Below are 24,149 nucleotides of genomic sequence, written 5' to 3' on the forward strand. Positions count from 1 at the left end.
TTAAATGATGGAGATAATTAAAGTACAAAGACAGGTATTCCGGCTTTTTTCTTTGTGCATACTAATTGCCGTTTTAGCGGCCTGTAGTCCTTATTTTTACCAGCCTTTAGGCGAGGAAAGAGGGGCGCAGCTGGGGCCGGAAACACCCGTAAAGAGGGATTTGCTCGATTTGCCACAACCCAAAGAACCCATTGTCGTAGCTGTTTACAAATTCAGAGATCAGACCGGGCAATACAAAGCATCGGAAGTTGGTGCCAATTGGTCGACCGCTGTTACACAGGGAGCTACCAATATTCTTGTTCGGGCACTCGAGGAATCAGGGTGGTTTGTTCCTATCGAAAGAGAAAATATCAGTAACCTGTTGAACGAGCGAAAAATAATTCGTTCGAGCAGGGAACAGTACGAAGGAAATACCGGTGTGATGTTGCCGCCTCTATTGTTTGCCGGAGTTTTGCTCGAAGGAGGAATTGTGTCGTATGAAACAAATATTTATACTGGTGGCGCAGGTGTTCGGTATTTTGGTACAGATGCTTCGGCACAGTATCGCGAAGATCGTGTGAGTATTTATTTACGTGCAGTTTCAACAAGTAATGGAAAGATTTTAAAAACCATTTATACTACAAAGTCAATCCTATCTCAGGAGGTTTCAATGGGGGTATTTCGGTATGTAAAATACAAACGACTGCTTGAAGCAGAAACGGGTTATACCTATAACGAACCTACAGAATTGGCTGTTACCGAGGCTATTGAAAAAGCTGTTCACAGCCTGATTGTTGAAGGCGTTCTGGATAATTTATGGAGTCTTGAAAATCAGGATGAAATAAAGGATGAACAAATTCAAAATTACATGAAAGAAAAAGAAGATCTGGTTGATATCGATCATTTGGGCCGACCATTCGATCAGCATCTAAGAGGTAAATTATTTGGATCGATTTTAGGTACCGGACAATTCTATGCAGGCGATTATTCCACGAGTTATATACGTCCGGGGGCTTCGGTCGAACTTGGTGTTTCATTTCATAAGAACATCTTTTATACAACAAACGCGGGGTATCAGTCAATTCATGTAAAAGACCTGATGACTTCTAACGAGTATTATGCCGATATGAATTTAATGTATCTGTTAAATCCAAATGGACGTTTCTCACCTCATTTTAGTTTTGGCGGAGGTGTTTACTATGATTTTGGAAATGAAATAGGACTTTCTGAGAAGGAGTTGATACCTTATATATCGTACAAAGCAGGTGTTGAATACTTGTTTGGGAACAGGTTGGCTGCAGTTGGAAAAGTTTATGTAAATCAACTTTTTTCAGATTATTATGATGGTGAAAAAGTTGGTGGTTTTAACGATCATATCTGGGGGTTTAAAGTGGGGATGAAATATTATTTTGGAAAAAACTAAAACAAATCAAATGAGCAAGATAAATTGTATAATACTTCTTTTTCTGGGATTGCTGCTATTCGCATGCGAAGAAGATAAACTTGATATCGAAAAATTCGGTTCGGTTAAGGGGATAATACTTGACGGAGAAACCTATAATCCTTTAAGCGGAGTTCAGATCGCAACTAATCCGGCAAGTACTTCAACGATAACAGATAACGATGGTGCTTTCGAGTTTGATAAAGTTGTTGAGGGGGAACTTGCGGTTACGGCGAGAAAAAAAGACTATTTGAGTAGCACTGTAAGTGTTGCTGTGTACGACAATGAAACCACCAACCTAACTTTTTTCCTTTTGATAGACGAAAGTGATATTGGCTGGGTTACAATTTATGATCCTGTACCGGGCAACGGCGCAACTGACCAAAATGTATCTCTTACAATGCAGTGGCAGGTTGATCAGGAGGATAATAGTAAGGATTTGGAGTATACGGTTTATTATTTCGAAGCCAATTCGACAACACAAAAAACGGCTGGCGAAAATCTTTCGTCGGAAGAGGTGATATTAAGTGGATTAGAATACAATACAACTTACTACTGGTATGTTGTTGCAAAATACGAAGGGAGCAGGGTGGCTAATAGCCCAACCTGGACTTTTAGAACCGAAAGCGAAGACTAAAATTTGAGAAATTGTAGTTTTGAAGAAGGAGGGTTTGTTGTTACGGATCCTCTTTTTTATTTTAACAAAAGATAATTATTAAATGAGGAATGAATCAATTGTTGCTACTTATGTGATTGAAATATAGCGAAATTACGTATTTTCTATTTGCAATGTAATTTGTAATTTGCTACCAGATAAAAAATAAGGTTAATAAATGAAAACTACCCAACGAAACATTCTTCTGATTGGAGAATCGGAAGGAGCAAGTAAACTATTTATTGATGTGTTGACTAAAGAAGGCTTTCAGGTAATCTATGTCAGAAATATCGAGATTGCCATTCAGAAGTTAATGAAAGAACTTCCCGACTTGATTCTCTGCTTTTATGATTTAAACGATTTAAACGGATTTCAGGTATATAACATTCTTGACAATGAAATTCTGAAAAACGATATCCCATTTATCATGATTTTCAACCAATTCCGTAAAAACGAATTTTTTGTTGCAGTGGAATTAGGTATCGACAGCTTTATTTATCCGCCATTCGACCAGGAACGTATTATTAATATTGTTCGGAAACAGTTGTTGAAAAATGTGGAGCGAAAAGCATTTGATGCCATCAAGTTCGAATCAATTTGCCGAATGATACCCTATGGTATTTTTGTTGCGGACCATAAACGTATTACACAAACCAACGAAACTTTTGATAAACTGATAGCCTCCGCAGAAAAACGCAATGGAAGTTATTTATTAAACGAGGTGTTCCAGTTTAACGCAGGAACAGAGGATGAGTTAAAGTTGTCGCGATTTATGAATGGCCTTACAAAAGATTGCCGGCTAAACCGAATTCATATGCAGGGTGTGGATAAAGAATATTTTAATTTGTACTTCACCCGTGTTAAAAGACAAGGCTCAATTTCTAAAATTATAGGTGTTGTAATTCCGCTAAAAGATACCGAACAGAGCCCGGATTTAAATAACCATACTTTCGAAAATGAGGTAAAATATCTTGATCCCAATTTAATAACGGCTCGCGAACGGCAGGTTTTGCAATTATCGGCAACTGGAGTGCCGATTAAACAAATTGCGGAACGCCTTGGGATATCGGAACGTACGGTTGAAAAACATCGTTCGAACATTATCCAGAAAACTGATTCCGGCAATATAATGAAAGCAGTATTTATGTTTGGAAAAAACTATATGTTGAACGTTTGATTTTGATTGTGTGAAGATTAAAAGACCGTATGAAATTAATTTTATACGGTCTTTTTTTTGCTGTTTATTGAAAACACGTAATTCTGATAATTTTCTTTAAGTCTTGTCACAGAATTGTTAAGGTGTGTTGTTTTATGTGTGTTGCAAGGAGGTGAACTATAGTGTTTTATGTGATTTATTAGTGTTGCCGCTTATAAGGTTTTGACTTCATAATTCACTTATTTACTTCTGTAGTGCACTTCTGTAATTTTGAGAGTAAATCTTGAAATCGGCCAAATGCATTATAATAACACCAAACACTTCTATAAAGTCCGAAACTCAAAACGAGTTTTAAATAATCCTTTTAATTAACAACTTAAATTTTTAATCATGAAAAAACTATTTTTTCTTTTCGTAATGGTGTTTGCAGTCTCAGTGATAATGGCGCAAACAAACAAGTCCGTAATTATTGAAAGCGGCTCAAATCAAGCAGCAACCGTTGATCAGCAAGGAGAAGAGAACGAATCCTATATTGATCAGAGCAACAAAGCAAATGTTGCAACCGTCACCCAGGTTAATTATTTATTAATGGAAGATGGTGCAGGCGATGCAAATTATTCGAGTGTTTTACAAAGTGGAAAGCGAAATGATGCTATCGTTACCCAAATCCATAACAGAAGCGAACCGTATGCTGGACCTGGTGGAGTATTGGAAGCTTATGTTACGCAGTCTGGTGATGATAATTTGGCAGAGCAATATCAAGGTCCGCATCATCAGATGGGAGCGTCCCTGGCAAGTATTACACAGGAGGGAGATGATAATGTTGCTCTACAGATGCAGGTTAAATATTCAAACACCGCTACCATTTTGCAAACAGGTAATCGTAATACAGCAAGACAAGCACAGGATACCAAATTACCAGATGATTATGTTGGTAGTGCTAATACTGCTTCAATAACTCAATCAGGAAATAACAATTTGGCAGAACAAGAACAACATGGTTGGTCAAATGAGGTAACAGCATTGCAATCAGGAAATGGTAACGAAGCTTATCAAATGCAGGCAGTTGCTTCGTGGCAAAGTGTGGCCTATGTTGAGCAGTCGGGTACTAACAACGATGCATGGCAAGATCAGGTCGGCCATAAAAACAGTGCAAGTATAACCCAGTCTTCTGAAGGAAATAGTGCTATGCAGACTCAAGTTTCGTTAGGTGGTCAGCCAGGAGATTTCGTAAACGAAGCTATTATATCACAAATGGGTGGTAGCGGTAACACTGCATTACAAACCCAAACAAATTTATTTGAAATGGGTAACAATTATGCAATTATTTCGCAAGATGGTAGCAATAACTTCGCTACTCAGGATCAGGTAGGGGCAGTTAACTGGAGTTCTGTTCTACAAACAGGAAGTGGCCATGTTGCAAATGTTACTCAAAGCCAAAGTATTACTCAGTAATAATATTATACGATTCATACATAGTCTAATAATTTAGAGATATGAAGCCTATAATATTACTAATCGTATTTGTTTTTTCGGGTTGTATGTTATTTGCACAAACTACCAATATCACAGTGGTTGACCAAAGTGGAAAAGTACAGTTTGCAGAAACCGACCAGGTGGGAATTGCGAATAACATATTAATAGAGCAGGTTTCAAATAAGAGACAATCGGCCTGGGTTTATCAATCCGGAGAATTAGAAGATCATGAAACTGGTATTGCTTCCATTGGCGGCGAAGGAAATTCTTCCTTTGTTGATCAAACCTATGGTGGAAGTGGAAACATGTCTTATTTAAGTCAGTATGGTTCTTTTAATAAAGCAATCCAGGTTCAAAAAGGTGATGGCAATCAATTTAATATTGTTGGAAGCACTTCTGGTAGTGAACCTGTTCTTTTGACAGAAGGATCAACGGTAGATGTCCCGAACCAGGATGGCGATTACCATCAACTGTACCAACAGGTAGATGGGAAAAACAATCAGGCCTGGATATATCAGGCAGGCAGGCAACATATGGCCAGTCAGAACATAACTGGTAATTTAAATGAAACCTGGACTTCGCAAAGTGGTAATACTCAGTTTGCTCAAATGATAATTCGGGGTAATGGGAATGGTAGTCATTACCTGGAACACGGCGAAGGAAAATTTGCGCACGACGAAAGCGAGGATGAAAGTGAACATGATGAATCGGCCCATGGAAATGGAAAGAGTGGTCAGTCAGGTGGTAGTAGTGAAGACGGCGGAAAACCGTCTGAAATTCCTCCTATCCACGACGAGGATCATGTTTTTATTCCAACTGTAGGAGTGTCAATAAAACAAATGGGAAAAGGATCAACTGCGTTGATGACTATTGATGGTGATGACAATAAAGCCACAATTACACAACGTGGAGGTCAAGGGGGAGATGGTAGTCAGGAAGTAGACTGTGAAGGTGGCCATTTTGTATGGCAGCAAATTAACGGAAACTGGAACAGAGTTTTTGCTGATCAAAGAGGTACTGGTCATTACGGTACAGAGGTAGTATCCGGAAATGCAAACCTGGTGCTTGCTATGCAGCGCGGTAATGGTAGTATTTCTACTATCGACCTTGTTGGGAATGCCAATGAAATTGGCTGTGACCAAAAAGGGAAATCAAACTATTCTGACATTGATGTGACTGGTAGCTTCAATGGAAATTTTACCTTAGGATTGGATGAGTTCGGAGTTAAAATTCTCCAGGAAGGAAGAGGTAATTATTCCGATTTGGATATCACCGGCAACTATAACTTTGTTTCGGTTCAGCAAGGAAGTGGTGCATCCTCGGTGATTGATCAGGTTGGTAATTGGCACTCAGCGACAGTGACGCAATCCTCGTTGGATTCGCATTAATTTGTTAAGCAAACCGGGTTGTAATAGTTTTTTAGTGCAGCTCGGTTTTGTTGCTTCTCTATCCCTTTTTGCGGTTACTGTCGATTCGAAAATTGATACCCTTGTTTTTTATCGAAATAGAATTTAAAGTCGAATAAAACAACCATTAAGTCCTAACCGAAAATAGCGGATAAATTTTCTCAAACAACATTCGATTTTTAATTCGTTAAGAAAGACCTAAAATTGGGTCTTTCTTTTTTGTTATTGGGGGCTTTTTCCTACTTTTAAGCATAAATTTAAAAAGACGTAGATCATGTTGAAAGAAAAAATGTTAAAAGCATTAAACGAACAAATTAATGCTGAGCAATATTCAGCGTTGCTATATCTCTCAATGTCAGCATATTTTAACGATATGGGTTTGCCCGGTTTTGGAAACTGGATGTATGTTCAGTACCAGGAAGAACTGACTCACGCCAATAAATTTTTCAATTACGTTATTGAAAGAGGAGGTAAAGTTGAAGTAAAAGCAATTAAGCAAATGCCAACCTCGTGGGAAGGTGTTATTGAGGTATTTGAAAAGACGCTTGAGCATGAACAACTGGTTACAAGTTTGATCAACGAACTTGTTGATATTGCCATTGCAGAAAAGGATCACGCATCGCAAAGTTTTTTGCGTTGGTTTGTTGATGAGCAGGTTGAAGAAGAGGCAAATGTTACAGAAATTCTCGATACTTTGAAGCTTATTAATGGCCAGGGTAATGGTATTTTTATGTTGGATCGTGAAATGCGTACACGTGTTTTCGTCGATACAACCACCGCAGCTGAATAAGAAAAAATGAATAGATAAAACTTGAAGGCTGCTTTATTGAGCGGCCTTTTTTTATTTTTGAATATGGAGCCCAAAGAACAAATATTTACCCGGTTCGATCACCTGAAAGAATTTTGCCAGTTAACGTGGGACGATGCATCGTTTTATAAACTTGAGAATGCTTTCGATTATGCAAAATCGTTTTTGGGAGAAACACGGTTTTCGCATGGCGAGGTTATTTTAAGTCATTCCCTCGAAGTGGCTTCCATAATTGCAATGGAGATTGGCCTTGAACCCGATTCGGTTATAACAGGTTTATTGCATAATGTAATGTACGCCGGGTTGAAAGAAAAACCTACACACGAGGAAATCGGTAAAAAATTTGGGCAACACATACTTTCCATTCTCGAAGGAATGGCAAAAATTAATGCGCTTGGAACCGATACCATCGATTTGCATTCGGAGAATTACAGGAAACTAATGCTGGCACTTGCCGGCGATGTTCGTGTTATACTGGTAAAAATAGCAGACCGTTTGCAGGTTATGCGCAACCTGGAAGTATACAGTCCTGAAAACCGTGAAAGGCTTGCAAACGAAACATTATATCTGTATGCACCTTTGGCCCATCGTCTGGGATTGTATAATATAAACTCCGAAATGCAGGACATGTGCCTGAAATCTCAAAAACCGGATGAGTATAATTATGTAGTTACCCGTTTAAAAGAAACCGAAAGAGAACGCGCCAATTTTGTAGCTGAATTTGTTAAACCCATTGAAAAGAAGTTGCAGCAACGCGGATTAAAATTCTCGATGAAAGCACGCACAAAGTCCATTTCGTCGATAAATACCAAAATGCGTAAAAAGAATGTATCATTCGACGAAGTGATGGATTTGTTTGCTATTCGGGTAATTCTCGATTCGGAACCCGAAAATGAGAAAGCCGATTGCTGGACTGCTTATTCGTTTGTTACCGAAGAATATCAAACCAACACAAACCGGCTTCGCGATTGGATAACAATTCCAAAGTCAAACGGTTACGAGTCGTTGCATACAACAGTAATGGGGCCGCATAAAAAGTGGGTTGAGATACAGATTCGTACCAAACGAATGGATGAAGTTGCTGAAAAAGGATTGGCAGCGCACTGGAAATATAAAGGAGGAAAGGAGTCGAATTTTGATTCGTGGCTTGCCGGAATTCGTGATATTCTGGAAAACCCAGGAATAAACGCCGTAGACTTTATCGATCATTTTAACACCGATATCTACAGCGACGAAATATTTGTTTTTACGCCAAAGGGTGATCTGAAAAAAATGCCCGCAGGAGCAACAGTCTTGGATTTTGCCTACGAAATACATTCGCGAATTGGCGATACCTGTGTGGGCGGAAAGATAAACGGCAAAAAAGTTACTCTAAAACACAAGCTTAAAAATGGTGATCAAATTATTATTGATACTTCGAACAACCAAAAACCAAAGTTAGACTGGCTTGATTTTGTGGTAACATCAAAAGCTAAAAACCGTGTAAAAGCAAGTTTAAATGAAGATCGGAACCGCCAGGCCAACGATGGCCGCGAAATGTTGTTGCGTAAATTTAAAAACTGGAAGCTCGATCTGAACGACGATGCAATTCGGAAAATTCTGAAACACTTCGGTTTTAAACTGGCTGTTGATTTATACTACGAAGTAGCAATTGGCAAGATTGATACTCTGGAGGTAAAATCACTATTTCTCGAAAAAGAAGAAGAGGAGTCGACAAAAAAGACTGTTGAAGAACTCTTGTCGACAAGTGAAGCCAAAAGTCTTACTTATGATGGGGAAGACGATTTTCTGATTATTGACAATAACCTGAAAAATGTAAACTATACGCTTGCAAAATGTTGTAATCCTGTTTTCGGAGACCGGATTTTTGGCTTTGTCACCATCAACGAAGGAATAAAAATACACCGGGCAAATTGTCCGAATGCGCCGCAAATGAAAGAGCGCTTCCCGTACCGAATTATAAAAACAGTATGGAAAGATAATTCAGGGAATAGTTCGTTCCTTACATCGATACATATATCGGGAACTGATGAAGTTGGTATTATTTCTGAAATTACGCACATTATAGCAAAAGATATCGGAACGCAAATGCGGTCGGTAAACATTTCAAGCGATAAAGGTAATTTTGAAGGAATATTGCAGGTGTCGGTTTATAACCTCGATCACCTGGAATTTTTAATCCATAAACTGAAAAAGGTAAAAGGTGTTGTCTCGGTAACAAGGGGGGAGAAATAAGCATGAATAGTAACGAGAAGGTTAACAGTCTACACGAAGTTGAATATTTGTTGAATAATGAAAAGACTGAAGAGGCCAGGAATTTATTCGAAAAAATAGAAGAACAAGATGCTGCAGACTATTTTTTGCTGAAAGGTAAAATTGAACAAAAGTATCAAAACTGGGGGCCGGCGATAAATGCTTTTAACCGTGTTTTAGAAATCGACCCGCAAAATACAGAGGCCACAAATAATCTTCATATGATCAATAATATTCTGAATTTTTGGAATCCTGATCTGCTTAATCCTTAAGAAACAGTATAGTTTTATCATTTTAAATGGTACTGTTTTTGTCTTTGTTAAGAAGTAATAAAAAAGTATCGAGAATCTTAATTGCTGTATTTTAGGATTTTAATTCATTATTACTATTTTTGGGGCTGATCGACGAAATTTGAAGAAAATAAATCAAATTATACAAAATTAAAAAGTAGTTGAAAATGAAAAGAGTAGTATTATTATTAGTAGTGGTATTTGTTTCCGTTTGTGCTTTTGCCCAGGATGCCGCTGAAAAAATTAACCAGGCAAACGAGGCTATGAAGGGCAAAGATTACGCAAAAGCATTTGAATTATATGAATCGGCTATGGGCAACCTTGGCGATGTTCAGGTGCCGGATGCAATTAACTTTAACATTGGATTAGCAGCATACAATAGCGATAATTACGAAAAAGCAATTGTATATTTTGATAAAGCCGTAGCAGCAGATGCAAATGTTGATAAAGCGTTGGAATACATAGCAGGTTCTTACGGTAAATTAGAAAAATACGACGAAGCGGTTGAGGCTTATAAAAAAGCAATTGAAGCATCTTCGGAATCAGCTTCATTGTCATACAATGCTGGTATTACATCGTATAAAGGGAAAAAGTACGAAGCTGCTGTTGAATTCTTTAGTGCTGCCGTTGAAGGTGGTTATAAAGGAGAAACAGCTCAGTATTATAAAGCTGTTTGTTATAACAAACTTAAAGACGATGCTGCATATAAAACAGCATTGGAAGAAGGTGTTGCTAAATTTGCAGGTGATGATAAATTAACTTCAGCCTTGGCAAAAGTTTATGTTTCGGAAGGTAACGACTTGTACAAAAAAGGTGCAGCTGTTTTAAGTGCAGCTAACCAAAAAGTTAATGATGGAGCGATGTCAACCGCTGACGATGCATATAACGCAGAAGTTGCAAAAGCAAAAGAAGAATTTGCTGCTGCAATTGTAGTGTTGGAAAAAGCAATTGCAATTGATCCGTCGAATGCAAACGCTGCCAAACTCTTGGAAGCTTGTAATGCAGTGAAATAAGAACTGGATATATAAAGTATAAAAAAACGCTTCGATTTTTCGGAGCGTTTTTTTTTGTGCTTGTTGGTTACTCGGAGTTGAAGTTGTGCGTGGTGTGTTGTTAAAACGGTGAAACGCTTTAGTTTTCATGAATGTAAATGGTACGTCAAACTAATTTTATCAGAAAAAGTAAAACAAACGAGGTTTTAATTTTCACAATTTAAGTTTTAAAATATATTTGTACCCGGAAGCAAAAAAGACCGATCTTTATGGATACTAACAATATAATGTTAATTGTTTTTGCAAAAATTGAGCTAACTGCTTGATTATTTTCCAAAAAAGTATTTTCTTTGCACTCCGTTTTAGTAATGTGTTTATTTTGAACATCAAGAAATTAGAAAGAAATGTCACGAGTTTGTCAAATAACAGGTAAAAAAGCGATGGTGGGTAACAATGTTTCTCACTCGAAAAGAAGAACAAAAAGAAAGTTCGATGTAAACCTGTTTAAAAAGAAATTTTATATGCCCCACGAAGATCGTTGGGTACAACTAACAGTGTCTGCTGCCGGCATGCGTACGATTAATAAAAAAGGCATTAAAACTGCTATAGCTGAGGCACAGGAAAAAGGTTTTATTGGTAAATTTTAAAAATCTTAAGCAATGGCAAAAAAAGGTAACAGAGTGCAGGTAATATTAGAATGTACCGAGCACAAGGATAGTGGTGTGCCAGGAACTTCACGGTATATTACTACAAAAAACAGAAAGAATACTCCGGATCGTATGGAATTGAAAAAATACAATCCTATTCTGAAGAAAGTAACAGTACACAAAGAAATTAAATAAAATAATTAGACATGGCAAAGAAAGCGGTAGCATCACTACAAAAAGGTGCCGGTAAAGGTTACGCCAAAGTTATCAAGATGACTAAATCTGATAAAACAGGTGCATACTCTTTTAAAGAAGAAATGGTGCCAAATGACGACGTTAAAACTTATTTCAAAAAATAAGAAGATATAACTGTATAACAGGGAAAGCTTTCATGTAAGATGAAAGCTTTTTTTGTTTCTGATAATGAATCGGTATTTTTAATGTTAGTTGTGCCCCTTAATCATTTTTTGTACTATTTTAGGACCTGCAAATCGAATTACTATGGCCTTATTCGGAAGTTTTAGCAAAAAGAAGAAAGAAAATCTCGACGAAGGATTATCAAAGACTAAAGAAAGTGTTTTTAAGAAGCTGAGTCGTGCCGTTGTTGGTAAATCAAAAGTTGATGACGAAGTTCTTGATAACCTGGAAGAAGTACTTATTACTTCTGACGTTGGTGTTGATACTACGCTAAAGATCATTGAACGTATTGAAGAACGTGTTTCGCGTGATAAATACATGGGCGTTAGCGAGTTGAATTCTATCTTAAAAGAAGAGATTTCGTCGCTTTTAGAAGAGAACAATACTTCCGATGTTTCGGATTTTGAACTTCCTGAAAAAGAAGGACCCTATGTAATTATGGTTGTTGGTGTAAATGGAGTGGGAAAAACCACTACCATCGGAAAACTTGCCTACAACTTTAAACAAGCCGGTAAGTCGGTTGTTTTGGGCGCTGCAGATACGTTCAGAGCTGCAGCAATTGAACAGCTTGAGGTTTGGGCCGAAAGAGTTGACGTTCCGATTGTAAAACAAAAAATGGGTTCTGATCCTGCTTCGGTAGCTTATGACACACTGGCATCGGCAAAAGCCAGCAATGCCGATGTTGTTATTATCGACACTGCAGGACGTTTGCATAACAAGATTGGCTTAATGAACGAGTTAAGCAAAATCAAAAAAGTAATGCAAAAGATCGTTCCAGATGCTCCTCATGAAGTGTTACTTGTGCTTGATGGATCGACAGGACAGAATGCGTTTGAGCAGGCCAAACAATTCACAAAAGCTACAGAAGTTACCGCACTGGCTTTAACTAAGCTGGATGGAACAGCTAAAGGTGGAGTTGTAATCGGTATTTCTGATCAGTTTAAAATTCCGGTAAAATACATTGGTATTGGCGAAAAAATGGAGCACCTGCAGATTTTCCGCCGCAGAGAATTTGTTGATTCACTTTTCTCCTAAATTCTTCTTCAATGGCCGAATTCAATAAAATTGAAATAAAGGCACAAATTCTGTCTGAAATTGAAAAGACAGAAAATCAGATTGAAAAATACAAAGAGTTAACGCAACCTATTGCACCTGAAAATGCAATTGAGAATATCCAGAATGGATGCCATCAACAATAAAAGTGTAACGGAAGCTGCATTGCGAAAAGCAAAAGACAAACTTGAAAAACTAAAGTTTGCTTTGGTAAAAGTTGATGACGAGGATTTTGGTATTTGTATTCAATGTAAAAAGGAAATTCCGCTCGGAAGAATTTTAATAATGCCCCAGGCACGTACTTGTGTAAACTGTTCACACTAATTTTTATACCACAATATTTAGGCCGGTAGCTTTATACTTGAAAGAAGTTTCAGAAGCTGGTCTTTATCAATAGGTTTAATAATCAGGTTGTCGCAACCGGCATCCAGTGCCTGCTGTTTGTAGTTTTCCTGGGCGTAAGCAGTTTGCGCTATTATATACACATCTTTATTAAAAGCCCTGATTTGACTGGTTGCCTCAAATCCGTTGATTTTTGGAAGTTTTATATCCATTAATATAACATCGGTATCCGGATTCTCCTTTGCAATTTTAATCGCGTCGGCACCGTTGTTAGCATGTTTTAAACTTGTCGTTACATCCGAAAGAATACGACTTAAGAAATTGAAGGAGGTTTCATCATCTTCAACAACAATTATTTTTAAATCGTCAATTGTTTGTCTGTTTGTATGTTGTTCTGTTTGAGATGTTGCAATTGTTTGTGTTGCATTTTGATCTTGTGCATTAGGAATACGCACGGAAAATGAAGTGCCTTTATTTGGCTCAGAGGTAACGCTAATCTCTCCGTCTAACAATTTAACGTATCCTTTACTGATAGAAAGACCAAGTCCGGAACCTTCGTACCCACTCGAATGTGAATGGTCAGCCTGAACAAAATAATCAAATATAGCTTGTTGTTTTTCGGGGGCGATTCCAATTCCGCTATCGCTCACAGTAATTTCTAATTCACTTGCACTTAGGTGATAGCTAATTTTTACAAATCCTTTATTTGTAAACTTAATTGCGTTTTTAATCAGGTTCGTTAAAATGGAAGTCAGTTTATATCTGTCGCTATAAAAGTGTATCGGTACTTCGGGAGTATCTGCCTCAATAATTAATTCAATGCCTTTTTCGGTGGCTTCGGCCATAAAGAATTTGCCAAGTTCCGAAATAATTTCAGTAAAGCTAATTTCCTTTATTTGTGCTTCTTCATTACCCGATTCAATCTTCGAAATATCAATAATATTGTTGATCGTGCTAAGCATTCGGTCGCCACTCTGCTGAATAATGTTTATAAACTGAAGTTCTTCTTCTTTTGAGAAACCCTGTGTTTTTAGCAACTCGGCAAAACCAAGAATACCATTCATTGGCGTTCGGATTTCGTGGCTCATATTAGCCAGGAACGATGATTTCATCCTGTCGCTTTGTTCTGCTTTGTTCTTTTGCTCCGAAAGTTCTTTCATAATTTCGGAGTTCAAATCGAGCTGGCGTTGCAAGTCTTGGGTTTTGTTTCTTACTCTGCTTTTAAGTATCCGGTTAATGATAATAAGAAGCAGGAAAGTGGTAAATACGAGTACACTAATAAATATTATATATCGCCAGTAATCGCGCAGACCACTGGATTCTCGGTCGTAATCGGCAAGCCACTTGTCGTAAATCCGCTGGTATTCGCCGTTTGAGAGCAAAACTTCTGTTGCATTATTAATTATTGCTGCAAGGTCATCAGATCCCGCCGATAACATAAAACCCATATTTCGTTCCAATATTCGGTGATTGGTCGTTTTTATATCATCTTTCTGAAGCTTATCAACATAGTACATTCCACCAATACGTTGCGCAATAGCGCAGGTGGTGTTTTCATCGTCGAGCAGTTCAATTAACTGGTCGTAATCTTCGGCGTAAATAAATTTTGTGGCAGGATTTATACTCAAAATGTAGCGCGTAAGAACATCGTTTCTCCACAGCGCAACTACCGGTTCTTTTGTTGAACGTAGCAGTTCTAATGAAAACTTTTTGTGAATATTGCGATTATAAAAGAAACAGTGCGATGTGTTGAGGACCGATCGGGTATAGATGTGTTCATTGTCAGGAAATCCGGGGTAATGAGCTCCGGCAATCCCGTCAATTTTATTCTGTTCCAACATCAGGTTTGTGGTTTGCCAGTTGGAGCTCGATATTTCAATTTGATTATCGTAAATGTTATTAATGGCTTTAACCAAATCAATATTAAATCCAACAAGCTCGCCCTTTTCGTTGGTGAAATTAAAAGGGGGATAATTATTACTTGCCTTAATTTTATATTGCGCGCCAACATATTGGCTGCTAAACAGAAAAAATGCTAAAATGAAAACGATCCGCATATTGGGAAATTTTGAAACAAAACTAAAAAGTTTTTTTGAAATCTGAATTCGTTTTAAATTTATACAATTATCATAAAATCAAGATAGTTCGAATGAACACAAATAGTCAAAATTTAGTATTTGTTGAAGTTGAAAACCGTTTGTCGACTGTTTTTGATGAGACCGTTAACATAACCTCGTCAAAACCTTTGTCGGGCGGTTGTATCAATCATGCGTCAAAAATCGAAACCAACCTGGGGAATTTCTTTTTGAAATGGAACCAACATTGCGAAAGCGATATTTTTACAAGGGAAGCAGAAAGTCTTAGTGAATTATTAAAAGGATCGGATGAAAACCTCTTGGTTCCAAAAGTATTTTGCGCAAAGGAGATGGACGAGTCTCCGGCTTTTATTGTTACCGAGTATTTTCAACCCGGCGGTGGCGATCAATCTGAACAGTTGGGGAGGGGACTGGCTAAAATTCACAGCTTCCAACGGGATGATTTTGGTTTCTTTAGCGACAATTATTGTGGGGCAACAAGTCAATACAACAATTGGAAAAATAACTGGATTGAGTTTTACCGCGATAACCGACTTGGCTATTTACTGCAGTTAATTCGTAATACACGACCAATTGGGAGCGACTATATGAAATTGTTCGAAAAGCTGCTGGACCGAATTAGTAGTTTGATTCCTAATGAAGAAAAGGCCTCATTAATACACGGCGACTTATGGTCGGGAAATTATATGCAAACAACCGACGGACCCGCTTTAATCGATCCGGCTGCCAGTTATTCGCACCGCGAAATGGAGTTTGGAATTATTACCATGTTTGGTGGATTTTCAGCGCGCTTTTTTTCGGCTTATAACGAGGTTTTTCCCTTAGAACCTGACTGGAGGGAACGCAATCCGCTTTATCAGCTTTATCATGTTCTTAATCATTATTATTTATTTGGCGGTGGCTATCTGCAACAGGCGGTTTCCATAGCAAAGCATTATTTATAAATTTCTTTTAACTGTTTTACTTGGATTTGTATGGTTTGTTTTTGTAACTTATAACTTAGAAAGTAAAAAAGTTACAGCATGAAAGATGAAGTTTTTGAGATACCGTACAGAGCTGAGCTTTGTTATAAAAAGAATAAGGGATTGATATTGCCGGAGGATGTACCTTATATTGGTATGGGGGCCTCGCATATTGCCACCGAGGCATTTCGTTTTATGGGAATCAATTTTTTCCCTGAAAAAGCTGCAGAATATTTTAATTACCTGCTAAAATATAAAGAGCCTGAAAAAGGAGTTCTTATTTCGCAATCGGGGCAAAGTTCCGAAACATTATGGTGTGCCGATTATTTTAAATCGTACACTGCTGTTGTGAACGATGAAGACAGTCCTTTGGGAAATCATCAGAACTGCTCGAAAAAAGTATTGTTGTATTCAGGTGAAGAAAATCATATTGCCACTAAGACTTACATAAATACATTATTGGTATTATATCTTGGTTTTGGATTCGATCCGGCTGAAGCGGTGAATGCCTTGAAAAAACATCAGAAAGATTTCGATGTATCCGGAGAGGAAATAGGTCAACTCATTTATTCGAGAACAATACGCAAAAAACGATCGTGCCTTTACATTTTGGGCAACGGTCCAAATATTGCAACAGCTAATGTTGCTGCGCTGGTGCTAAGCCAGGTAACCCGGATTCCGGTGTTAAGCATGTCGGTATCTCAATTCGAGCATGGTTTTATGGAAACGTCAAGAGATGCACTGGTGATTGGAATTAATCACGAAGGAAGAGAAAGTGCACGGACAAAACGACTGTTACGAAAAATAAAAAATGCAGGCGCCGATACTTTTGAGGTCTCAAACAAATATGTTGAAAGTATTTTTAGCCCGGTTACACTACCAATGCCATTTTATTTTGCTTCTGCCTATCTTTCAGAACGACTGAAGGTGAAGAACCTGTTTATGATGGGGAATAAGGTTGTAAATAGTATCATCCCCGAGCAAAATAATGAGTAATGCCATTGCTGACGGAACGGTTAATGTTTAAATTAGCAGCAAAACCATAATCCGTTTTTAATGATCGCACAAAAGGTTAAGGAAATCACTCCTTTTATCGTAATGGAAGTGCTCGAGAAGGCTGCCGAGATGGAGCAGCAGGGCATAAATGTTATTCACCTCGAAGTTGGTGAGCCCGATTTTAGTGTTCCTCAATGTGTGTCGCAGGCTGTGCAAACAGCATTTTCTGAAGGGCGCACACATTATACCCACAGCCTGGGAGATCCCGAACTCAGAAAACAAATCGCCGAAAAATATAAAGAAGAATACGATGTTGCTGTTTCACCCGATCAGATAATTGTAACGTCTGGGAGTTCACCCGCTATATTGCTTACACTTGGTGTATTGTGCGAGGCCGATGACGAAATAATAATCTCCGATCCCGGTTATGCCTGTTATGCCAATTTTATTCGCTTTATTGGCGCCAAACCGGTAAGTGTGCCGGTTTTCGAGGAGGATGGTTTTCAGTACCGCTACGAAGAGATAAAAAAAAGGATAACAAAACGAACAAAAGCAATAATGATTAACAGCCCCATGAATCCGACAGGTAATTTATTGTCGCTCGATTTAATGAGGGAACTGTTATCTTTCGATATTCCAATTATTTCGGATGAAATCTATCACGGGCTTGTTTACGAAAAACCTGCACATTCTATTCTCGAGGTAACCGATAAAGCTTTTGTTTTAAACGGCTTTTCAAAACGATATGCCATGACCGGCTTGCGTTTAGGCTACGTTATTGCTCCGAAAGAATATGTTAGGATTATGCAGAAGGTGCAACAGAACCTGTTTATTTGTGCCAGTTCAACTGCTCAGCGAGCGGGTATTGAAGCTTTGAAGTCTGCAAAAACAGAAGTAGATACAATGCGCGATACTTATAATAAACGCAGAAAATACCTGATTGAACGGCTCACGGATTTGGGGTTCGATATAAAAGTAAAGCCAACCGGTGCCTTTTATGTTTTTGTTAATGCCAAACACCTATCGAACGACAGCTACCAACTGGCATTCGATATTCTCGAAAAAGCACATGTTGGGGTAACACCCGGAATTGACTTTGGTCCAAATGGCGAAGGATTTCTCCGGTTTTCATATGCCAACTCCATCGAGAATATAAAAGAAGGCATGGACCGTTTAAAGGTCTACCTGCAGAAATACCACAATTTATCTATTGATTAAACTGGTCGAAATGAACGATTTCATCCAGTGGTTTTCGCTTTTTAATCGGGCTTTTACCATTTGGATAGCCAAGCGGGATTAGAGCAACGGGCTCAATATTATGGGGCAGCTTTAACAGATCTGCACAATAATTTACATCAAAATTACAAACCCAACAGGTTCCAAGACCAAGTTCGGTAGCTTTTAATGTCATATGATCGATGGCAATTGCTAAATCAATATCTGCAGAATCTTTACCATCTGAAGCGCGTTTCCACGATTGCGAATGATCGGCACAAGCGACAATAACTGCCGGTGCTGTTTTAAACCAACTGCGGTCGTAACAATTTTTAAGGGTGTTAAGCAATTTTTCTTCCTGAATGACGATAAAATGCCAGGGCTGGAAATTTACTGCCGACGGAGCCATTCGGGCAGCTTCCAGTATATCGAGGATAAGCGTTTTCTCAATTTTTGTGGGTTTATAATCCCTAACTGAGTAACGGTTTCTAATAATGTCAGACAATTCCATATTTAAAGTCAATTTTTTTTCATTTTAAAACTGTAAGCAAAAATATGGTTTTCTGTCAATTTTTAATCTCAATTTAAAATTTAAACATAAAGAGTGTAAGTGGAAAGTGAAAAGCGCTTAAAGTCCGTTATTTTCAGGGTTTTGGCGCGAATGAAAATGTGTTTTAGAGCATTACATTTTCTTATTGCAGGAATAAAAATAGTGGTTCATTTGCACGAAAATTAAACAATAACAGAGTTTTAAGTTGAACCTTAAATTTTAGTGTCATGAGAAAAGTAAATTTTATAATCGCAATTATTACAGTTTTAGTAATGGCAAGCTCAGTTGCCAGTGCATCCGGAATACGTACCGAATTTAGAGAATTTGAGATTACCCTTGTTGACGATTTGTACATGGGCAAAAAGGTTGATGCAATTTGGACCTTAAGCTACGACAACTCGGAAAAACCGGTAACAGTAGTTAAAAGAAAAACTGTTGAAGGAACAGAATACGTGGTAAGCTCGGAGTTTTTTGCAGTACGTTACGTTGCTTCTGCTGTAGGTTTTGGTGCAAAAGAAGTAAGAAAGGCATGGAGTGGAGTGGATAACCGTATCAACCACGCCGTACTTAATGAAAAAGAATTGAAGAATCAGGAGATCATTTCGCCTAATAAGGTTGATGATAAAATGGCTCTTGGCTTAATTGCCAGCTACCTTCCTGATTTGCTAAATGATGGGTATACGCACTTACTCAACTAAACGCAATAAATAAAATAGAGGTAATTTAATTGTAAAGCCATCCGTCAGCCGACGGGTGGCTTTTTTTGTGGTCCTAAGTAAGCGAATTACAAAATGAGATAAAAAAAACATCAAAATTTCATCGATTAAAAACGTCGTTGACAGACAAACGAAAAATTGCCTCGAATCCTGCAGGTTAGGCGTTCATTTACATTTTATTCGTAATTAAAGATATTGAGGTCTTGTATTTTGAAAACTGTAAGTAAAACAGGCAAAAAACTTTTAAAATGTAAAAAGCAATATTTTTCTGCCACCGCAATCTGTTTTAGAACAAGGCTTTCAGCTGTCACGATACTGTAATTGGCGCGTCAATAGAGTACAAATTATTACAGAAAACATTTACAGTTAGAAAACAAAAAATTAGAGTCATGAAAAAATTAAATTTATTATCCGTATTGGTTTTAGCATTCGTTTTAGTTTCAGTTAGCGCATCAGCAACTGGAGTACGTAGTCAATTTAAATCTTTCGAGATTGATGAAGTTGATAATCTTTATATGGGCAAAGCCGTAAAAGCACTTTGGACGGTAAGTTACAGTGCCAATGAAGAGCCTGTTACAGTTGTAAAACGCAAAACACTTGATGGTGTGGAGTATGTTGTACATTCAAAACATTTCCAAGTAAGTTATGCGTCAACTGGTCAGGGATTTGGTGTAAAAGAAACCCGCAAAGCCTGGAGCGAAGTACCTAAAAGAATTTCAAGGGCAGTAATCAGCCAGGAAGAAATGGCGCGTCAGAAAGTAATTACTCCGAATAAAGTTGATGATGAAACAGCTTTGGGTTTGATTGCAAGTTACCTGCCAGACCTGATTAACGATGGTTACACCCATCTTCTGAATTAGACAGCAATTCAAATTTTATTTCATAGAAGCAATTTTAAGGAACCGCGAGCGATCGCGGTTTTTTTATATACAGCCACAAACAAAACCGTCGGCCAGGCTGTCGAGCACCTCTTTTTCTTCTTTTTTCTCGGCATCACTTCCTTTGCATTCATTACAAACTGGCAGATTCACAACCGGATTAAGTTCCGAGTTTGCAGAAGTGATCTTCTTTTTACACACAAAACAGGTATTTTTTAAATCTCTCATGGCAGTTGTTTCCGACAAAAGTATTAAAAACGTATGATTAGTTTGTGTTACGAACTACATGCAACAAAAGAAATACATGCGTATATGACAGGCCAAATGTCAGGGAAATGGCGCTAAAAGCTGAAAATGTGTCTGCTTTTAACAGCCAAAAGTAATTGGCATAATTATTCGTAATAAGTAAATCGATTGTTTTTTTAGCCTGTACATTTAATTACATTTGCACAGGTTATATTATTGTTTAAAATAAATTGCAGAAATGGCATTTGTAAATAAAATCCTGGGAAAACTTCTGGGAAACAAATCGGAGCGGGATATTAAAGAAATAACTCCAATCATCAACAAAATAAAAGAGGAATACGAGCGGATTTCGAAACTTTCGGATGATGGTCTTCGGGCCGAGTCGGCAAAACTAAAGCAAATAATTTCGGACAGGATTAAACCTGAAGAAGATGAAATTGCTGCGTTGAAGATTGAAGTTGAAGAAGTCGAGATTCAGGAAAGCGAAAAAATATACGAGCGTATAGATAAGCTGGAAGAAAAAATTGATGAGAAAATAGAGGAGGTATTAACTGAGATTCTTCCTGCTGCATTTGCTGTTGTTAAAGATACTGCAAAACGTTTTTCCGAAAATGAAACCATTGAGGTTGAAGCCACCGATTTCGACCGCGATCTTTCTGCAACCCGCGAAAGCGTAAAAATTAATGGTAACAAAGCCATTTGGGACAACAGCTGGTTGGCCGGAGGAAACATGGTAACCTGGAACATGGTACATTACGATGTACAGCTGATTGGTGGGGTAGTGCTACACCAGGGAAACATTGCAGAGATGGCAACCGGTGAAGGAAAAACGCTTGTTGCTACATTGCCGGTATTTCTGAATGCACTTACCGGAAAAGGTGTTCACGTTGTTACGGTAAACGATTACCTGTCGAAACGTGATGCCGAGTGGATGGGCCCGATTTACGAATTCCACGGTTTGTCGGTTGATTGTATCGATAAACATCAGCCAAACTCAGAAGCACGTAGAAAAGCATATAACTCTGATATTACTTTCGGAACAAACAACGAATTCGGTTTCGATTACCTGCGCGATAACATGGCCATTAATCCTGAGGATTTGGTGCAACGCAAACATCACTACGCTATTGTCGACGAGGTTGACTCGGTTTTGGTTGATGATGCCCGTACGCCGTTGATTATTTCAGGTCCTGTTCCAAAAGGCGATAACCAGCAGTTTGAAGAGCTTAAAGGATACGTTGAAAAATTATACCGTGTGCAGCGCGAGCTGGTAAATAAAGTATTTATCGATGCTAAACGTCTGCTTACAAAAACTGATGCAACTAACGACGAAAAGAAAGAAGGCGGTTTGCTGTTATTGCGTGCCCACAAGGGGATGCCTAAAAATAAATCGATCATTAAGTTCCTGAGTGAAGAAGGAATGAAAGGTATTCTGCAAAAGACAGAAAATCTGTACATGCAGGAGAACAGCAAAAATATGCATATCGTTACCGACCCGTTATTCTTTGTAATCGAAGAAAAACAAAATTCGGTAGAACTTACAGATAAAGGTATCGATCTGATATCTGCAGGTTTCGAAGATGCAGAATTCTTCGTACTTCCTGATATGGGAGGAAAAATGGCAGAGCTTGAAAATGGCGGCCTGTCACCTGATAATTTGCAGTCGGAGAAAGACCGTTTGTTGCAGGATTATGCTGTAAAATCAGAACGTGTTCATACCATCAACCAGTTGTTGAAAGCATACACCATGTTTGAAAAGGATGTGGAATATGTGGTAATCGATAACAAGGTGAAAATTGTAGATGAGCAAACCGGTCGTATTATGGAAGGCCGTCGTTATTCTGATGGATTGCACCAGGCAATTGAAGCCAAAGAACAGGTGAAAGTGGAGGCTGCAACACAAACCTTTGCTACCATTACGCTTCAGAACTACTTTAGAATGTACCACAAACTGGCCGGTATGACCGGTACTGCAGAAACAGAAGCAGGCGAATTATGGGACATCTACAAACTGGAAGTAGTTGTAATTCCTACTAACCGTCCGATTATTCGCGACGACAGGGAGGATTTGGTTTACAAAACAAAACGCGAAAAATACAACGCGGTTAGCGACGAAATAGTTGAATTGAACAAACAAGGCCGACCAGTTTTGGTTGGTACAACTTCTGTTGAAATTTCGGAGTTGCTGAGCCGAATGTTAAAAATTAAAGGCATTAAGCATAACGTTCTGAACGCGAAATTACATGCTCGCGAAGCAGAGATTGTTGCCGAAGCCGGACAGTCAGGTGCCGTTACCATTGCAACCAACATGGCTGGTCGTGGAACGGATATTAAGCTTACTGATGAAGTGAAAAAAGCCGGAGGTCTGGCAATTATCGGTACCGAGCGTCACGACTCCAGACGTGTTGACAGACAGCTGCGAGGACGTGCAGGGCGCCAGGGAGATCCGGGTTCTTCGCAGTTCTATGTATCGCTTGAGGATGATCTGATGCGTTTATTTGGTTCCGATCGTATTTCTGGCGTAATGGATCGTCTTGGTTTGGAAGACGGAGAGGTAATTCAACATTCAATGATCTCGAAATCGATTGAACGTGCACAGAAAAAAGTTGAAGAAAATAACTTTGGTATACGTAAACGATTGCTGGAGTACGATGATGTGATGAACTCTCAGCGCGAGGTGATTTACAAAAAACGCCGACACGCATTATATGGCGAGCGTTTAGAAGTAGACGTGCTGAACATGATGTACGATTCGGTTGAAGACCTGGTAAATGAGTACCACGGTTCTGATATGTTCGAAGATTTCAACATGGAACTGATGCGTTTACTTTCGCTGGAGTCGCCGGTAAATCAGGACGAGTTTAAGAGCTTGAATGCAGCTGATATTTCGCAGCGCATTTACGAAAAAATGATCAACAATTATAACCGTAAAGTTGACGCAATTTCACACCAGGCATATCCGGTTATTAAGAACGTTTACGAAACCAAAAAAGAGGTTTATCAAAATATTGTTGTTCCGATTACAGATGGAAAACGTGTTTTCCAGATTATCTGTAACCTTGAAAAGGCCTACAATAATAAAGGTAAAGAGTTGGTAAAATCGTACCAGAAACAAATTGTATTGAATACGATTGATGAAGCCTGGAAAGAGCAGCTTCGTGAGATGGACGACTTGAAACAATCGGTGCAAAATGCTACTTACGAGCAAAAAGATCCGTTGTTGATCTACAAATTTGAGTCGTTTAACCTGTTTAAGGTAATGGTTAACAAGGTGAATAAGGACGTTGTTTCTACCTTGATGAAAGGCCAGATTCCAATTCAGAGTCCAGATCAGGTTCGTGAAGCAGAAACACGTAGAAGAACCGATATGAGCCGTTACAGAGAGCAAAAATCGGAGCTTCCAACAGCACAAAATGCAATGGAAGGAGCGAATTCAAATACCCAGGAAAAAGCAAAACCGCAACCCGTAAAAGTGGAGAAAAGAGTTGGACGAAACGATCCATGTCCATGCGGAAGTGGTAAAAAATACAAACAATGCCACGGACGCGGAAGTGGTGAATAATAAAGAAACTTAT

24 protein-coding genes are annotated in these 24,149 nt (G+C 38.5%); 21 read left to right on the top strand and 3 right to left on the bottom strand.

Annotated features, from left to right (window positions below):
- The first annotated feature begins 7 nt into the window (after positions 1–7).
- From SLH46_RS09920 to SLH46_RS09990, 15 genes are all read left to right on the top strand, one after another.
- On the top strand, positions 8–1,402 hold the full coding sequence (locus SLH46_RS09920) for a CsgG/HfaB family protein (protein WP_320281024.1): 1,395 nt from the start codon (positions 8–10) through the stop codon (positions 1,400–1,402).
- Between the two features lie 10 nt (positions 1,403–1,412).
- Complete coding sequence (locus tag SLH46_RS09925; RefSeq protein WP_320281025.1) at positions 1,413–2,057, top strand: carboxypeptidase regulatory-like domain-containing protein; 645 nt, start codon at positions 1,413–1,415, stop codon at positions 2,055–2,057.
- Positions 2,058–2,253: 196 nt separating this feature from the next.
- Complete coding sequence (locus SLH46_RS09930; RefSeq protein ID WP_320281026.1) at positions 2,254–3,252, top strand: LuxR C-terminal-related transcriptional regulator; 999 nt, start codon at positions 2,254–2,256, stop codon at positions 3,250–3,252.
- A 369-nt stretch (positions 3,253–3,621) separates the two neighbouring features.
- Positions 3,622–4,686, top strand: coding sequence for a hypothetical protein (locus SLH46_RS09935; protein ID WP_320281027.1), 1,065 nt, complete (start codon positions 3,622–3,624; stop codon positions 4,684–4,686).
- A 41-nt stretch (positions 4,687–4,727) separates the two neighbouring features.
- Entirely contained in the window at positions 4,728–6,095 is a 1,368-nt protein-coding gene (locus SLH46_RS09940) for a hypothetical protein (protein WP_320281028.1), read from the top strand.
- Positions 6,096–6,387: 292 nt separating this feature from the next.
- Positions 6,388–6,903, top strand: a complete 516-nt coding sequence (locus tag SLH46_RS09945; protein WP_320281029.1) for a ferritin — start codon at positions 6,388–6,390, stop codon at positions 6,901–6,903.
- Between the two features lie 63 nt (positions 6,904–6,966).
- Positions 6,967–9,156, top strand: a complete 2,190-nt coding sequence (locus SLH46_RS09950) for a RelA/SpoT family protein (protein ID WP_320281030.1) — start codon at positions 6,967–6,969, stop codon at positions 9,154–9,156.
- A gap of 2 nt (positions 9,157–9,158) precedes the next feature.
- Positions 9,159–9,446 (top strand): hypothetical protein, encoded by a 288-nt coding sequence (locus SLH46_RS09955; protein ID WP_320281031.1) that lies wholly within the window; start codon positions 9,159–9,161, stop codon positions 9,444–9,446.
- Between the two features lie 185 nt (positions 9,447–9,631).
- A complete protein-coding gene (locus SLH46_RS09960) occupies positions 9,632–10,477 on the top strand; it encodes a tetratricopeptide repeat protein (protein ID WP_320281032.1) in 846 nt (281 codons plus the stop codon).
- 383 nt (positions 10,478–10,860) lie between these two features.
- The gene (gene rpmB / locus SLH46_RS09965) at positions 10,861–11,103 is read left to right on the top strand and encodes a 50S ribosomal protein L28 (protein ID WP_320281033.1); all 243 of its coding nucleotides are present in this window, start codon (positions 10,861–10,863) and stop codon (positions 11,101–11,103) included.
- A gap of 12 nt (positions 11,104–11,115) precedes the next feature.
- A complete protein-coding gene (gene rpmG, locus SLH46_RS09970; RefSeq protein WP_045033733.1) occupies positions 11,116–11,298 on the top strand; it encodes a 50S ribosomal protein L33 in 183 nt (60 codons plus the stop codon).
- 11 nt (positions 11,299–11,309) lie between these two features.
- Entirely contained in the window at positions 11,310–11,462 is a 153-nt protein-coding gene (locus tag SLH46_RS09975) for a DUF4295 domain-containing protein (protein WP_320281034.1), read from the top strand.
- A gap of 142 nt (positions 11,463–11,604) precedes the next feature.
- Complete coding sequence (gene ftsY / locus SLH46_RS09980) at positions 11,605–12,555, top strand: signal recognition particle-docking protein FtsY (RefSeq protein ID WP_320281035.1); 951 nt, start codon at positions 11,605–11,607, stop codon at positions 12,553–12,555.
- 11 nt (positions 12,556–12,566) lie between these two features.
- Positions 12,567–12,719, top strand: a complete 153-nt coding sequence (locus tag SLH46_RS09985; RefSeq protein ID WP_320281036.1) for a hypothetical protein — start codon at positions 12,567–12,569, stop codon at positions 12,717–12,719.
- A complete protein-coding gene (locus tag SLH46_RS09990; RefSeq protein WP_320281037.1) occupies positions 12,679–12,897 on the top strand; it encodes a TraR/DksA family transcriptional regulator in 219 nt (72 codons plus the stop codon). Before SLH46_RS09985 ends, SLH46_RS09990 begins: the two co-directional genes overlap by 41 nt.
- A 17-nt stretch (positions 12,898–12,914) precedes the next feature.
- On the opposite strand, the gene SLH46_RS09995 is transcribed toward SLH46_RS09990, so the two are convergent.
- Positions 12,915–14,972 (bottom strand): ATP-binding protein, encoded by a 2,058-nt coding sequence (locus SLH46_RS09995; RefSeq protein ID WP_320281038.1) that lies wholly within the window; start codon positions 14,970–14,972, stop codon positions 12,915–12,917.
- Positions 14,973–15,064: 92 nt separating this feature from the next.
- On the opposite strand from SLH46_RS09995, the gene SLH46_RS10000 reads away from it, so the two are divergent.
- The 3 genes from SLH46_RS10000 (at position 15,065) to SLH46_RS10010 (ending at position 18,187) form a co-directional block, all read left to right on the top strand.
- Positions 15,065–15,955, top strand: coding sequence for a fructosamine kinase family protein (locus tag SLH46_RS10000; RefSeq protein ID WP_320281039.1), 891 nt, complete (start codon positions 15,065–15,067; stop codon positions 15,953–15,955).
- A 78-nt stretch (positions 15,956–16,033) separates the two neighbouring features.
- Entirely contained in the window at positions 16,034–16,969 is a 936-nt protein-coding gene (locus SLH46_RS10005) for an SIS domain-containing protein (protein WP_320281040.1), read from the top strand.
- Positions 16,970–17,029: 60 nt separating this feature from the next.
- Complete coding sequence (locus SLH46_RS10010) at positions 17,030–18,187, top strand: pyridoxal phosphate-dependent aminotransferase (protein ID WP_320281041.1); 1,158 nt, start codon at positions 17,030–17,032, stop codon at positions 18,185–18,187.
- Here the strand turns inward: SLH46_RS10010 and SLH46_RS10015 are convergent.
- The gene (locus SLH46_RS10015; RefSeq protein WP_320281042.1) at positions 18,177–18,695 is read right to left on the bottom strand and encodes a nitroreductase family protein; all 519 of its coding nucleotides are present in this window, start codon (positions 18,693–18,695) and stop codon (positions 18,177–18,179) included. The genes SLH46_RS10010 and SLH46_RS10015 overlap by 11 nt on opposite strands.
- Positions 18,696–18,961: 266 nt before the next feature.
- On the opposite strand from SLH46_RS10015, the gene SLH46_RS10020 reads away from it, so the two are divergent.
- Together SLH46_RS10020 and SLH46_RS10025 are read left to right on the top strand one after the other, a co-directional pair.
- Complete coding sequence (locus SLH46_RS10020) at positions 18,962–19,432, top strand: hypothetical protein (RefSeq protein WP_320281043.1); 471 nt, start codon at positions 18,962–18,964, stop codon at positions 19,430–19,432.
- Between the two features lie 407 nt (positions 19,433–19,839).
- Entirely contained in the window at positions 19,840–20,310 is a 471-nt protein-coding gene (locus SLH46_RS10025; RefSeq protein ID WP_320281044.1) for a hypothetical protein, read from the top strand.
- Between the two features lie 63 nt (positions 20,311–20,373).
- On the opposite strand, the gene SLH46_RS10030 is transcribed toward SLH46_RS10025, so the two are convergent.
- On the bottom strand, positions 20,374–20,556 hold the full coding sequence (locus tag SLH46_RS10030) for a hypothetical protein (RefSeq protein WP_320281045.1): 183 nt from the start codon (positions 20,554–20,556) through the stop codon (positions 20,374–20,376).
- A gap of 256 nt (positions 20,557–20,812) precedes the next feature.
- Between SLH46_RS10030 and secA the strand changes: the two genes are divergently transcribed.
- Positions 20,813–24,136 carry a preprotein translocase subunit SecA gene (secA, locus tag SLH46_RS10035; protein WP_320281046.1) on the top strand — a complete coding sequence of 1,108 codons (3,324 nt, stop codon included), beginning with the start codon at positions 20,813–20,815 and terminating at the stop codon, positions 24,134–24,136.
- The last annotated feature ends 13 nt before the right edge of the window (positions 24,137–24,149 follow it).

It is taken from the genome of Draconibacterium sp. IB214405 (assembly GCF_033963885.1).
Classification (GTDB): Bacteria; Bacteroidota; Bacteroidia; order Bacteroidales; family Prolixibacteraceae; genus Draconibacterium.

Bases quoted from the DNA above. Each gene is read 5' to 3' on its own strand.
- SLH46_RS09920 (WP_320281024.1), top strand. From the start codon at position 8: ATGGAGATAATTAAAGTACAAAGACAGGTATTCCGGCTTTTTTCTTTG.
- SLH46_RS09925 (WP_320281025.1), top strand. From the start codon at position 1,413: ATGAGCAAGATAAATTGTATAATACTTCTTTTTCTGGGATTGCTGCTA.
- SLH46_RS09930 (WP_320281026.1), top strand. From the start codon at position 2,254: ATGAAAACTACCCAACGAAACATTCTTCTGATTGGAGAATCGGAAGGA.
- SLH46_RS09935 (WP_320281027.1), top strand. From the start codon at position 3,622: ATGAAAAAACTATTTTTTCTTTTCGTAATGGTGTTTGCAGTCTCAGTG.
- SLH46_RS09940 (WP_320281028.1), top strand. From the start codon at position 4,728: ATGAAGCCTATAATATTACTAATCGTATTTGTTTTTTCGGGTTGTATG.
- SLH46_RS09945 (WP_320281029.1), top strand. From the start codon at position 6,388: ATGTTGAAAGAAAAAATGTTAAAAGCATTAAACGAACAAATTAATGCT.
- SLH46_RS09950 (WP_320281030.1), top strand. From the start codon at position 6,967: ATGGAGCCCAAAGAACAAATATTTACCCGGTTCGATCACCTGAAAGAA.
- SLH46_RS09955 (WP_320281031.1), top strand. From the start codon at position 9,159: ATGAATAGTAACGAGAAGGTTAACAGTCTACACGAAGTTGAATATTTG.
- SLH46_RS09960 (WP_320281032.1), top strand. From the start codon at position 9,632: ATGAAAAGAGTAGTATTATTATTAGTAGTGGTATTTGTTTCCGTTTGT.
- rpmB (WP_320281033.1), top strand. From the start codon at position 10,861: ATGTCACGAGTTTGTCAAATAACAGGTAAAAAAGCGATGGTGGGTAAC.
- rpmG (WP_045033733.1), top strand. From the start codon at position 11,116: ATGGCAAAAAAAGGTAACAGAGTGCAGGTAATATTAGAATGTACCGAG.
- SLH46_RS09975 (WP_320281034.1), top strand. From the start codon at position 11,310: ATGGCAAAGAAAGCGGTAGCATCACTACAAAAAGGTGCCGGTAAAGGT.
- ftsY (WP_320281035.1), top strand. From the start codon at position 11,605: ATGGCCTTATTCGGAAGTTTTAGCAAAAAGAAGAAAGAAAATCTCGAC.
- SLH46_RS09985 (WP_320281036.1), top strand. From the start codon at position 12,567: ATGGCCGAATTCAATAAAATTGAAATAAAGGCACAAATTCTGTCTGAA.
- SLH46_RS09990 (WP_320281037.1), top strand. From the start codon at position 12,679: ATGCAATTGAGAATATCCAGAATGGATGCCATCAACAATAAAAGTGTA.
- SLH46_RS09995 (WP_320281038.1), bottom strand. From the start codon at position 14,972: ATGCGGATCGTTTTCATTTTAGCATTTTTTCTGTTTAGCAGCCAATAT.
- SLH46_RS10000 (WP_320281039.1), top strand. From the start codon at position 15,065: ATGAACACAAATAGTCAAAATTTAGTATTTGTTGAAGTTGAAAACCGT.
- SLH46_RS10005 (WP_320281040.1), top strand. From the start codon at position 16,034: ATGAAAGATGAAGTTTTTGAGATACCGTACAGAGCTGAGCTTTGTTAT.
- SLH46_RS10010 (WP_320281041.1), top strand. From the start codon at position 17,030: ATGATCGCACAAAAGGTTAAGGAAATCACTCCTTTTATCGTAATGGAA.
- SLH46_RS10015 (WP_320281042.1), bottom strand. From the start codon at position 18,695: ATGGAATTGTCTGACATTATTAGAAACCGTTACTCAGTTAGGGATTAT.
- SLH46_RS10020 (WP_320281043.1), top strand. From the start codon at position 18,962: ATGAGAAAAGTAAATTTTATAATCGCAATTATTACAGTTTTAGTAATG.
- SLH46_RS10025 (WP_320281044.1), top strand. From the start codon at position 19,840: ATGAAAAAATTAAATTTATTATCCGTATTGGTTTTAGCATTCGTTTTA.
- SLH46_RS10030 (WP_320281045.1), bottom strand. From the start codon at position 20,556: ATGAGAGATTTAAAAAATACCTGTTTTGTGTGTAAAAAGAAGATCACT.
- secA (WP_320281046.1), top strand. From the start codon at position 20,813: ATGGCATTTGTAAATAAAATCCTGGGAAAACTTCTGGGAAACAAATCG.